The organism is Enterococcus innesii, assembly GCF_022846515.1.
In the GTDB taxonomy this organism is placed as follows: domain Bacteria; phylum Bacillota; class Bacilli; order Lactobacillales; family Enterococcaceae; genus Enterococcus_D; species Enterococcus_D innesii.
Genome location: NZ_AP025635.1, coordinates 123628 through 135677, shown reverse-complemented (window position 1 = coordinate 135677; position 12050 = coordinate 123628). Strand labels below are relative to the sequence as shown.

Genomic DNA, 12050 nt, shown 5'->3' with positions numbered 1-12050 from the left:
TATTTTTTTCATTTATTTGATTAATTTTTTTGAAAACACCGTTCTATCAAGGGTTTTATAAGTCGTCTTCAAAGAACAGTAATAGTTCTGGTAAACTTAAGCGTGCTTTTTCATCTGCTGAAAGATCCTTGACGATTTCCCCTTTTCTAAGAAGGATCAGGCGATCTCCGTATTTTAATGCATCTTCCATCCGATGGGTGATCATGAGACAAGTTAGATTTTGTTCTTCTACCCTTTTTGCAGTGATCTGCATCAGCTGCTTGGAAGTTTTCGGGTCTAAGGCAGCCGTATGTTCATCCAACAACAATAGTTTAGGGGTTTGGATCGTTGCCATCAATAAACTTAGTGCTTGTCGCTGACCACCGGATAAACTACCCGTTGGCGTATCCAAATGATTTTCCAACCCATTGCCGATTTCTTTACAAAGGGCATAGAACGATTCTCTTTGTCCTTGCAGTTGACGAAGACCTAGTGACCGTTTTTGCCCTCTTTTTTGTGCTAACAACAGATTTTCTGCCACTGTCATACGGGGAGCTGTCCCCATTTTCGGATCTTGGAAGACCCGTGCCAAAAAGCGGGCGCGTTTTTCTTCCGAAAGCGTGGTCACATTTTGATCATCGATGGTCACTTGGCCACTCGTTAAAGGCATGGTACCAGAGATGCAGTTGAATAACGTGCTTTTGCCGGCCCCATTTCCTCCCACAACCGTAACGAATTCACCGGGTTTTAAAGAAAGATCGATTTTGTTCAAGAGTACTTTTTTCTCATTCGGTCCGTTGCCGACAACTTTAAAGGCTTTTTTTAAGGCTAACATTATTCATCCTCCGTTTCAAAACCAGTGCGTAGATGCAGGGCTTGTTTAAATTGAGGGATCAACAAGCAGATCGTCAAGACGATGGCCGAGAAGATTTTCAAGTAAGTCGTATCAAAACCAGCTTTGATCACAAATAGGATCAATAATTGATAGATGATGCTGCCGATCACGATAGCGATCAAACGTTCTAGCAAGGTCAATTCGCCATATAACACTTCTCCAATGATGATGGATGCCAATCCAATCACGATCACACCGATTCCCTTACTGATATCGGCATAGCCGTCGTTTTGAGCGATCAATGCGCCTGAAAGTGCGATCACGCCATTAGAGACGATCAGACCGATGATTTTCATTCGATCCGTATTAATCCCCATCGACTTCGCCATATGTTCATTATCCCCTGTAGCAATATAAGCTTGACCCAAGTTGGTATGAAAAAAGTAAACCAGTACGCCACCGATCAATAAGACCATGATCAGCCCGATAATGACGGTATCATAATAATTCGGTAAGTTCATTTTAGTAAAGAAATCCTGGATCTTGGGCTGGTTTAACAGCGACAGATTAGGAGACCGCATGACAAACAGCATCACCGAGTTCAATGAAGACATCACCAGGATACCAGCCAAAATCACGGGAATTTTGCCTTTTGTATAAAGAAGTCCGGTCACACATCCGGCACACATCCCAGCCAATACTCCTAAACAAGTCGCTAAGACGGGGGAAACCCCATGGGTGATTGCTGTCACACAGACAGCACCGCCTAATGGAAAGGACCCTTCCGTCGTCATATCCGGGAAATTTAAAATTCGATAGGTCATAAAAATCCCTAATCCCAGGATTCCCCAAAGTAGTCCTTGCCCTATTGCTGAAACAATCATCATTCTTCCTCCATTTTCTTACATGTTTTCTCTTTCAAACCCTCGTCGTGATCCTAGATGGTCTTAAGATTCTTGATCACTCATCACTTGCTTCGGTTTCTGGTGTCGTTGTAATCAATTTTGCCTCGTCTTTGAGATTTTCTGGGATAGTGATGCCCAATAACTGCGCTTGTGTTTCATTAATGATCGTTTCGCCATCGCTGAATGTATAGATCGGCGTTGTCGCAGGTTCTGCTGTCCCATCAAGAATTGCTGCCACCATCTTCCCAGTTTCGACCCCAATCGTAAATTGATCTTGCCCGACCGTTGCTAAGCCGCCTTGTTCCACCATCGTATCAACAGATGTGATGATTGGCGTTTTTGATTTATTGGCTTCTTGGACTACCGTCTGCATAGCATTTGCGATCGTATTGTCTAAAGGAATATAGATAAAGTCGACTTCTCGTGCCATCACTTGCACCATTTGCGCAATTTCGTTACTCGAAGGAACGGCATAGGATTTACTGGTCAAGCCATTCTCTTCAGCAGCAGCTTCTGCTTCTGCCACTTGGTATTTCGAATTGTCTTCGGTCGAAGAATACAAAATACCGACTGTTTTTGCCTCTGGCAACAAATCTTTTGCTAGTTTGATTTGCGCAGCTACTGGTGCTTTATCTGAAACGCCAGTGATATTGCCGCCGGGTTGGTCCATATCTGCCACCAGATTGGCCCCAACTGGATCAGTGACCGCCCCTAAAACGATTGGTACATCCTGAGTGACATTCGCCAATGCTTGTGCTGCGGGTGTTGCAACCCCAACCAAAACGTCGGCATCTTTATTTAGCAGCTGCTGGCTCATCGTTGCCAATTTGCTTTGATCCGCTTGGCCGTTTTGGAATTCGATTGTCAAGTTGTCCCCTTCGGTATAGCCTGATTCTTTAAGGCCTTCTTTGATCCCCTCGGTGATCGCATCCAATGCTTCATGGCTGACAAATTGTAGGATCCCAACTGTTTTTTCAGCTTTCTCTACTGGTTCTGAAGCCTCACTGGCTTGATTGGTCCCACTTCTCATTCCTAACTGATAGACGAAGGTCGCTCCTAAAAATAATAAAATAACGGCAACTGATGCAATTAATCCCTTGTTTTTCATTTTTTATTCTCCTTTTTTTGCTTACATTTTTCGAGTTTTTCTTTTTATGGTTTTTGAGAACAAAAAAAGCAACTGCCTATGTGACGGCAATTGCAAGTAAGCAAAAGCCGCATAGAAGCTTGTCCTATGCGGCGATAAATTCAACTACCAGCATAGATACAGCACTTTAGAAGGTTCTCTAAAAAGTTGTATCTATGGAATGAGGTTCCATCAATACAACTATCTACGCCAGTTTTGCCATGATTTCACTTGCAATGGAATAAATAGTTTCATGATTGTTCCTCCTTCTCAACTTGTTTTCTTTCTTGATTGAATTCAGTTTAGCCTATTGATAAAAAAACGTCAACAATTTTCTGTCAAATTGTCAGATTTTTTTATCAATCATTGGCAGAAGTACGAATCGTCCACATCGGTAAACGATTCAATTCTGGGATAAATTCCGTCGTTGGCTGGTCAAATGAATCAAAGGTAAAGCGATTTTTTTCGACTCCTTCTTCATAAAAGACAAAGGTTACTTTATCAGGATCAATATCATATTCATTGGAGAAAAAAGCCGCATCATAGACGATTGGATAATAAAAAAATGTCCGATTCATTTCATCTTCTTGTGCTTGGATTAGATCAAACACTTGATCCAACTGAGCACCACTCGGTTTACTATACATCACAGAAATCGCTCTTGTTTCGCGAATCGTCTTGTCAGCTGTCAGATAAGGCAATGGTTGTACTTTTTCTGAAGGTAGCTTATCAAAAGCGATCCGATCCACTAGAGAAGCGTTAATACGATTTTGAGAAAAGAGGATCAAACCGGCGAAAATCAACGCGAAAAGAATCCCCCCGATCAGCGTGAAAATCGTTTTTTTCTGATCTCGGTAGAGATCATCTAAAAAAGCTTGCCAGCTTTCTACTGCTTTTTCTTTCGTGTAATGAACAAAGCTTTTCACTTGCTCCATAATTTGCCCACCTTTTTAAAAATACTACTATTATTTCATACTATCAATTCCCTTCTAGAACGTCAAGAAACTTCACATTTCCTCGATAATTCGGTAAGATAAAAGAAAACGGTAAAGGAGTCATTATGCATAATTTAGCTGATTCATTGATGACTGGAGCCAATCCAATCTTCGATTTCATCGTTGTCTGTTTGAACTTTCTCTCCATTTTCGTCATCGTTTGGGGTGTATTGATTGCAGGCATTGATTTTGTGCGTTACGAATTAACAGAAAAGGATCGTTTGGTAGCAGCTAGAGAAAACAATTTTATTCGCAATTATTTAGGAAGTTACGTCTTGTTAGGTCTGGAGATTTTGATTGCCGCAGATATAATTGAGACAATCATCCACCCCACCTTCGAAGACATCGTACGTCTAGCTGCAGTCGTTATTATTCGAACAGTCATCTCTTATTTCTTGAACAAAGAGATCGAACGGGCTTTGCAAACCACCGATCATCAGCCTGCCAAGAAAAAGGAAAACTAGCTGTCATGGCTTTTCTACGGATTCTTCGGTATAATAGATAGGAATATTTGACATTAGAAGGATCAATCCCTCAGTCAAACTATCCTTAAAAGAAAAGAGGGAACAATATGTCTTTTGATGGTGTTTTTACCCATTTAATGGTCAAAGAATTACAGAGTCAATTAACTAGTGGACGCGTGAACAAAATTCATCAACCTTATGAAAACGAGGTCGTATTTGTGATCCGTGCCCAAGGGAAAAATCACAAACTTTTGCTATCCGCTCACCCCACCTATGCCCGTGTGCAATGCACAACGATCGCCTATAGCAACCCAGAGACCCCACCGAATTTCTTGATGATGCTGCGGAAATATTTAGAAGGGGCGATCCTAGAATCAATCGAACAAATCGACAATGACCGTGTGATCCATTTTCATTTTACCCGACGAGATGAATTAGGTGATTTGCAAGCCCTCGTCTTGATCGTCGAATTAATGGGCCGTCACAGTACGATTTTATTAATGAATAAGACAAGCGGAAAAATTGTCGATACAATTAAACACATTGGTCATTCACAAAATACGTATCGTACCTTATTGCCAGGTGCTGTCTATGTTGCACCACCAAAGCAATCGACGCTTAATCCTTTCACAGCCTCTCGCACCAAGATTTTTGAAGAATTATCTACTCTCGATCCCTTGACGGCAAAAGAACTGCAACAACGATTCCAAGGCTTAGGCCGTGATACCGCAGAAGAATTGATTGCCCGAATCAGTGCCAATCCTAATGAAAAACTGCGTCAGTGGGAAACCTTCTTTACAGAGCTTACCCAGGAGCTAGCGCCAAGTTATCTCCAGTCAGAGAAAAAGGAATATTTTACACCGATTCCCTATACATCATTGATTGATGCGACCACCACTGTCACCCATTATCAGACTCTGAGCGAGCTTTTAGATGCGTTTTACCATGATAAGGCGGAAAGAGATCGGGTCAAACAACAAGGTGGCGAACTACTGAAAAAGGTTGAAAATGAACTGAAGCGTAACCAGCTGAAGTTAAAGAAACGTCAGCAAACCTTGAGGGATTCAGAAAACGCCGAGGAGTTTCGCCAAAAGGGTGAACTCTTGACGACCTTTATGAGCCAAGTGCCTCGTGGTGCTACATCTGTTGATTTGGAAAATTATTATGAGGAGAATCGGCTTTTGACGATCAAATTAGATCCCGCTCTTTCTCCTAATCAAAATGCTCAGAAGTATTTTCAGCGATACCAGAAATTGAAAAACGCAGTTAAATTGATCCATCAGCAGATTGCCGAAACGAAAGAAGAGATCGCGTATCTCGAATCCGTGTTAGCCCAATTAGAAATTGCCTCTCCAATGGATCTAGCGGTTATTCGGGAAGAACTGATCGCACAAGGCTATGTCAAAAATCGGACGAAGCAGCGTAAAAAAGTCGCCCCTTCGCAACCGGAACGATTTGTTTCTTCAGACGGAACAGAAATTCTCGTCGGAAAAAACAATTTACAAAATGACCAACTGACCTTAAAAACAGCTCGTAAGAGTGATATTTGGCTGCACACTAAAAACATTCCTGGTTCGCATGTCATCATTCGTTCGGACGATCCTAGCGAGACAACCTTAATGGAAGCTGCAGAGCTTGCCGCATATTTCTCAAAATATCGTCAATCTGCCCAAGTACCGGTGGACTATGTGCAAGTCAAACATATTCGGAAACCGAATGGTGCTAAACCTGGATTCGTCATTTATGAGAATCAAAAAACCTTATATGTGACACCGGACGAAGATATTTTGCGATTAAAGCAGTCCTAGCTATTCCTAAGTCTATTCGAATCAAAAAATCTTAGAGTAAGCAATACAAGAACCGACCACAAAAGTGCAGCTAAGAAGTGTATTGCCCCCAAAAGTTAGTTTTTTGGTCTAACTTTTTGGGGGTGCTTCACTAAGATACACGCGCTTGTGGTCGGTTTTTATGTTCTTATTCTATCTACTACTCTTTTAGCAGTAATTTTACTCAGCTTGAAACACCAAAGGCAAACCTTCACAGAACTTAACCATTGCTTCCTCTTCAAGATTCGCTAGAAAGGCAATTGAAAATCACCGTCAGAAAATAGCTTCTGCTAGCTAATAAATACCGCCATCCTCCATAGTGACTTTCTTCTCGAAATCAAAATGATACAGCTTTTCCCAGTGATTGATATTCAAGGTTCCTTTAGTCAAACGGATCGCCAGAAAGCAACAGCCCTTATCATTCTCGTTGTTGACTTCGTCGTACCAAACAAAGGCTTTGCGAATTTTGCTTCTTAATTCTGCATTTTTAGGGTCTAGCACCCAACCTAAATTCTCCCCTTGACCGATCGCGGTAAACCATTCACCACTGACAGCAATAGAAACTGCTGGGTTCTTTTTGATTTGCTTGATTTTATTGGATTGTTCGTGCGTCGACACGTAAAAAATGCCCTCTTCATAAAAAGCATCAACTTCTCGAACGACTGGTTGTATGTGTCCCTCTGCAGTTTTGTCACAAGCTGTCGTCGCAAGGGCAATCACATTGTCTTTGAAATGCCCAAATTTTTCTTCAAGCAGCTTTATTCCTTCTTCATACTGGTGGGTCATTATTCTGTTCCTCCTTGCATCTCTCTTCTTTTTTTAAAAGGAATCCATAATTCGACATGTGTAACCCGATTGTTTCCTTTTCGATATAGCTCTGGAAAAAAATCCTCAGCAATCCAACCATTTTTCTTGAGCCAAAAACGGGTATAACGCATCGCCTTTCCCATATTGATGATCAGTTGCTCTGAGATCGTATCAAAGCTGCAAACAATGTAATCACGAGCTGGTAGCGTCCATTCAATGAGGGTCGATAATTGCGTACCGTCACTTAATTGGCCAACAAAGTAACTTGAGTAGCCTTCTGGCGCATCTCCCGGAAATGAAACACCAATCAGGCAATGATCAGTGCGAGGCTGATTTGCAATCTTTTGATAAAAATCATGCCAAATTTCATCAATAGGGTCGATTCCTGTTCGTTGACCCAGCATTTTTCCATATTTAAATGGATAATAACCAATAACGCCATAAAAAACCATTGGTTGCTTGTTTCTTTTTTTCTGAATCTCCAAAACGACCCCTTCACTGATCAATGGGTGACCTTCTTCTGTGACAATATACCCTAAAGATAGATCCGGCTTATCAAAATTTTGTAAGCCGATCGGCGCTTTTTGGTAAAGAGAAGGCGAAAGTCCATAAACGGTTTTAAAGGTTCTTGAAAATACTGCATGGCTGCTAAAACCAACCTCAAAAGCGACTTCAATTACTCGAATTTTTCTGTCTTTTAATAAATGAGCGGCTCTGGCCAGACGACGCAGTTTTATATATTCCCTAACAGAAATTTTAACTAAACGGGTGAATAAGCGTTGATAATAAAATACAGAAAGGGATGCGACTTGTGCTAACGTTTCGATCTCTAATGGCTCGGCAAGATTGTCTTCAATATAATCGATTGATTTTTGGATTGCTTCCCATGCATGCATATGGATTTCCTTTCTTTCACTATAAAATATTCAGCCAAAAAAGCTTTACCGTGTCTGCTCTTTTTCAATTGATTTAATTGTATTTTATTTCACAATAGAACTTATGCTTAGAAACTGCTTATTGATTAGTTTAGCATAGTCTTTGAACTCGATGGATATAAAAATAAAAAAAGACGAGCGTTTTCGTCTTTTTTTTGTCAGTTCATTTTTAAACTATTGTATTCCTTGAAAGTTCTCATTACGTCGTGTTTTATAGGATAATCATTAGAGAATTCCAAGAAAAACTACGTAAAAGGAACTATTTTTATAAATCAATAGAAATAAATAGGCCGATCTTTGCGGTCTTGTAATGGACGATTATTATTTTCTAATACTTCTTCGCGGAATTCTAAAATAAAGCGACGACTCATCTCACCAATCCAGTCAAAGACAAACCAGTTGATTGGACCTTTCGTTGGCGGGGTCGTCAAGGAACCCACATAATGAAAATGATGAGTGCGCTCTGGCAAGAACATGCTCGGATCAAACCATTGGGTATGGTTCTCAAAGTCCCAGATGCTGTCGTCTTGCTGATTGCAGATCCAGTTGAGTTTATCCGTCAATTTGAATAAGACACCCACGACCAAGTTTTCTCCGTCATCATTCATATGAACGAGATGAAACTCTAATTCTTGCTGCTCGTCATCGATAATGTGTTCAGACGGCATGTGAAAATGAATATCCGTCAAATAGTAGTTGATCCCTTTAAACGTGACATAGCTTTCTTTATTATAAGGAACGAAGTGAATCGTATTTTTGAATTCTTTTTCCGTAAACCGCTCTCGTTTATAGTGAAAAGCCAAGTCCTGATCGATGGGTTCTTCGGTCTCATCGTGGACTAAAGCGATTGGGGATTGGTACGGAAATTCGGCACCTTGTGCATACCAGTCGCACAAAGTGTGCCAATGTTCAGGTCCATTGTCTCCGGAATAACTCCAGGGAACGTCCATATTTCTTTTCAAAAAAAACAGCCTCCTAATTCAAGTTGACAGCAAGGAACAGCCCTTCCTATCAAAAAACTTTCTCCCAATGCTATCAGAAAATAGGTAAAAATAAAACGAATATGCTTGGTCATTCCCTCACATATCCGTTTCTTTTTCAATTCCTTATTCACTCAACCAAGCAGCAGGATCTTTTCGCCACTCTTGTAACAGGGCAACATCAGACTCTTGAATAGCACCCGTTTCTAAAGCCGACTCGATCAGAGCCGTATAGTTTGTCAAAGTCACGTATGGTAGATCTGCTTGCTCAAAATTCTCTTGAACTTGTGGCAGTTCGTAAGTAAAGATCGCAGCAACGCCTAATACGTCGGCTCCTTCTCTTTTGGCAGCTTCACAAGCTTCTAAGACACTGCCACCTGTTGACAATAAATCTTCAATGACGACCATTTTTTGATTTGGCTGAATACGTCCTTCAATTTGATTGCCTTTGCCGTGTTCCTTTGCTTTGCTGCGAATATAAACCATTGGTAAATCTAACAATTCAGCGACCCATGCAGCATGGGGAATCCCAGCTGTTGCGGTCCCTGCAATCACTTCTACTTCTGGATAAGTGGTTTTGATGACTGCAGCTAAGCCTTTCGCAATGGCACGTCGCACAGTTGGATAACTCATGGTGATTCGATTGTCGCAATAAATAGGGCTTTTGATACCGCTGGCCCACGTAAATGGTTCATTGGGTCGTAAGAAAATCGCCTCGATGTCTAAAAGATCTTTGGCGATTTGATTGGATTGTTCCTTCATTGGCTAGCTTCCTTCCATTCTTGTTTAATTTGCAAATAACTTTCATAGGGTGTCTTAGACTGGGTGATCGGACGTCCTACAACGATCATGGTAGCCCCTGCTTTACGAGCTTGTGCAGGTGTCATGATCCGTTTTTGATCGCCAACTTCACTGCCAGCTGGTCGGATACCAGGCGTCAAGCGTATGAAGGCATCGGTTGTCCTTTGCTTGATCTGGTTTGCCTCGTGAGCGGAACAAACAACACCGTCTAATCCAGCTTTTTGGGCACAAGTGGCGTAATGGATGACACTTTCTTGCAGTGACGTCATGATCTGCTGATCATGATGCATTTGTGCCTCGCTAGTGGAGGTCAATTGAGTGACTGCAATCAAGTTAGGGACTTTTTGTCCTGTCGGGGTTCCTTTTTGTAGGCCGTTTTTAGCAGCAGTCATCATTTCGATCCCGCCGGCTGCATGAACATTCGTCAAAGCAACACCTAAAGAAGCTAAGCGCTCCATTGCTCGTCCTACTGTATTGGGAATATCATGTAGTTTTAAATCTAAAAAGATATCATGGCCACTGTTTTTTAACCAAGTAACGATTGCTGGCCCTTCTTGGTAGAAAATCTCCATTCCCACTTTTACAAATAATTTTTCTTCCGCAGGAAATTGCGCTAAAAATGTTTCAATAGCCTGTTTGTTGGGGAAATCTAGGGCAATAATTGGCCGTTCACTCATCACATATGCTCCTCTCTCACTTCTTTTATCAGCTGTTCCAAAGAAGGGATCCCTAATTCTGCCATTCGGATAGGCAATTCTTCAATCAATTTCGGGCAAATGTAAGGATCGGTAAAGTTTGCGGTTCCGACTGCAACAGCACTAGCACCTGCCAGATACATTTCAAGTACATCATCCACTGACATCACGCCCCCCATGCCAATAATTGGTAATTGAGAAACTTGCGCCACTTGTTTGATTAGACGGATCGCCACCGGTTTGATAGCTGGTCCAGATAAGCCTCCGGTTTGGTTGGCTAAAATTGGTTTCCGTGTTTTTAGATCGATCCGCATGCCTAAAAGTGTGTTGATCATCGTAAACCCGTCGGCGCCGCCTGCTTCGATCGCTTGCGCAATTGGGACGATATCCGTCACATTCGGCGATAGTTTGACATAAATCGGCACTTGCGAGACTTTTTTGACCGCTTCAGTCAATGCACCAGCAACCGCAGGATCGGTGCCGAACGTGATACCGCCATGCTTGACATTAGGGCAAGAAATATTCAGTTCGATCGCTTTGACATTTTCTGCTCGACTGATTTCCTGACACACAAGAACATAATCTTCGACAGTCGAACCGGCAACATTCGCGATGATTGGCAAATCGGGGTGTTTTTGAGCTAAGTCTGGCAATATTTGATTCATGACCGTTTCTAACCCAGGATTTTGTAACCCGATGGCATTTAACATACCGCTAGGCGTTTCTGCTACCCTTGGGGTTGGATTGCCGAAACGTGGTTCAGGTGTGGTCGCTTTGATCATCACCGCACCTAATTGACTGATGTCATAATATTTATCATATTCTGCACCAAACCCAAAACAGCCGCTGGCAGGCATGATCGGATTTTTCAGACTCAATCCGGGTAGTTCGACGTTGATCGACATTAAATGACCACCTTTCTCGCCTGAAATACAGGCCCTTCGTCACAAACTTTGACACTTTTTGTGCCTTGTTCATCATCTTTCGTATGGCAAACACAGGCATAACAGGCACCCATCCCACAAGCCATTCGTGCTTCCATGGATAATTGAACATCTGGGAGGTCTTCAAAAAGCTGGGCGGTGGTTTTTAAAAGACCGTTATTTCCGCAGGCAAAGACCGCCGCAGGTGTTTGCTCTGCAGCTAATAACAGGTTGCCAACATTACCTTGTAAACCAGCGCTGCCATCATCGGTAGCAATCCTCGTGTCTCCCAGTGCGCGAAATTCCTCTTCATAGTACATGACGTCTTTGCTGGCAAAACCCAAAAAGTGAATGACGTGGACGCCTTGTTGGGTCAGACGTTTCGATAATTCATAGAGCGGCGGTACACCGATACCGCCACCTACGATAAATGCAGTGTCCCCTTGATTTAAATGATGATAGCGAAACCCATTTCCTAACGGCCCCATCACATCGATTGGATCACCAATGGTCATTTCTGAAAAAATTCGTGTCCCCTCTCCTTCGACCCGATAAATGATACGGCATTCTTTTTTCTCAGCATCGATATGATTGATACTGATCGGTCGGCGAAGAAGAAAGGCATTTTGAGGAACCCGTAGGTGCAGAAACTGCCCAGGGGTCCTCATCTCATTGACTAACTCACCCGTCAATGTCATTTCAAAAATCCGCGGTGCCAGTTGACGCTGTTTGCTGATGGTCATGATTTCTTGCTTCATCAAAAAACTCCTTTATCTGCG

The 12050-nt window shown here is 42.1% G+C and carries 13 protein-coding genes; 2 read left to right on the top strand and 11 right to left on the bottom strand.

Annotated elements, in window-relative coordinates:
• Nucleotides 1–55: 55 nt before the first annotated feature.
• The 4 genes from ENLAB_RS00660 to ENLAB_RS00645 all read right to left on the bottom strand — a co-directional run bounded on the left by ENLAB_RS00660 (nucleotide 56) and on the right by ENLAB_RS00645 (nucleotide 3780).
• Nucleotides 56–814: an ABC transporter ATP-binding protein gene (locus ENLAB_RS00660; RefSeq protein ID WP_081118659.1), complete on the bottom strand. Its 759-nt coding sequence runs from the start codon at nucleotides 812–814 to the stop codon at nucleotides 56–58.
• The gene (locus ENLAB_RS00655; RefSeq protein WP_081118660.1) at nucleotides 814–1698 is read right to left on the bottom strand and encodes an ABC transporter permease; all 885 of its coding nucleotides are present in this window, start codon (nucleotides 1696–1698) and stop codon (nucleotides 814–816) included. Before ENLAB_RS00655 ends, ENLAB_RS00660 begins: the two co-directional genes overlap by 1 nt.
• 76 nt (nucleotides 1699–1774) lie before the next feature.
• On the bottom strand, nucleotides 1775–2827 hold the full coding sequence (gene trpX / locus ENLAB_RS00650; protein ID WP_096742696.1) for a tryptophan ABC transporter substrate-binding protein: 1053 nt from the start codon (nucleotides 2825–2827) through the stop codon (nucleotides 1775–1777).
• Between the two features lie 377 nt (nucleotides 2828–3204).
• Nucleotides 3205–3780, bottom strand: coding sequence for a hypothetical protein (locus tag ENLAB_RS00645; protein WP_244352180.1), 576 nt, complete (start codon nucleotides 3778–3780; stop codon nucleotides 3205–3207).
• A 125-nt stretch (nucleotides 3781–3905) separates the two neighbouring features.
• Here ENLAB_RS00645 and ENLAB_RS00640 point away from each other — a divergent pair, with 125 nt between their 5' ends.
• Both ENLAB_RS00640 and efbA read left to right on the top strand, forming a co-directional pair.
• Entirely contained in the window at nucleotides 3906–4304 is a 399-nt protein-coding gene (locus tag ENLAB_RS00640; protein ID WP_140965616.1) for a DUF1622 domain-containing protein, read from the top strand.
• A gap of 107 nt (nucleotides 4305–4411) precedes the next feature.
• Nucleotides 4412–6112: a fibronectin-binding protein EfbA gene (gene efbA / locus ENLAB_RS00635; RefSeq protein WP_140965615.1), complete on the top strand. Its 1701-nt coding sequence runs from the start codon at nucleotides 4412–4414 to the stop codon at nucleotides 6110–6112.
• A 312-nt stretch (nucleotides 6113–6424) separates the two neighbouring features.
• Here efbA and ENLAB_RS00630 read toward each other — a convergent pair whose 3' ends face one another.
• The 7 genes from ENLAB_RS00630 to ENLAB_RS00600 form a co-directional block, all read right to left on the bottom strand.
• The gene (locus ENLAB_RS00630) at nucleotides 6425–6916 is read right to left on the bottom strand and encodes a pyridoxamine 5'-phosphate oxidase family protein (protein ID WP_081118664.1); all 492 of its coding nucleotides are present in this window, start codon (nucleotides 6914–6916) and stop codon (nucleotides 6425–6427) included.
• Nucleotides 6916–7833: an AraC family transcriptional regulator gene (locus ENLAB_RS00625; protein WP_244352179.1), complete on the bottom strand. Its 918-nt coding sequence runs from the start codon at nucleotides 7831–7833 to the stop codon at nucleotides 6916–6918. Before ENLAB_RS00625 ends, ENLAB_RS00630 begins: the two co-directional genes overlap by 1 nt.
• Nucleotides 7834–8144: 311 nt before the next feature.
• Nucleotides 8145–8822 (bottom strand): carbonic anhydrase family protein, encoded by a 678-nt coding sequence (locus ENLAB_RS00620; protein WP_096742692.1) that lies wholly within the window; start codon nucleotides 8820–8822, stop codon nucleotides 8145–8147.
• Between the two features lie 156 nt (nucleotides 8823–8978).
• The gene (gene pyrE, locus ENLAB_RS00615; RefSeq protein WP_086292399.1) at nucleotides 8979–9614 is read right to left on the bottom strand and encodes an orotate phosphoribosyltransferase; all 636 of its coding nucleotides are present in this window, start codon (nucleotides 9612–9614) and stop codon (nucleotides 8979–8981) included.
• Entirely contained in the window at nucleotides 9611–10330 is a 720-nt protein-coding gene (gene pyrF / locus ENLAB_RS00610) for an orotidine-5'-phosphate decarboxylase (protein ID WP_140965613.1), read from the bottom strand. Before pyrF ends, pyrE begins: the two co-directional genes overlap by 4 nt.
• Nucleotides 10330–11253: a dihydroorotate dehydrogenase gene (locus ENLAB_RS00605; protein ID WP_077453389.1), complete on the bottom strand. Its 924-nt coding sequence runs from the start codon at nucleotides 11251–11253 to the stop codon at nucleotides 10330–10332. Before ENLAB_RS00605 ends, pyrF begins: the two co-directional genes overlap by 1 nt.
• On the bottom strand, nucleotides 11253–12029 hold the full coding sequence (locus tag ENLAB_RS00600) for a dihydroorotate dehydrogenase electron transfer subunit (RefSeq protein ID WP_140965612.1): 777 nt from the start codon (nucleotides 12027–12029) through the stop codon (nucleotides 11253–11255). Before ENLAB_RS00600 ends, ENLAB_RS00605 begins: the two co-directional genes overlap by 1 nt.
• Between the last annotated feature and the right edge of the window lie 21 nt (nucleotides 12030–12050).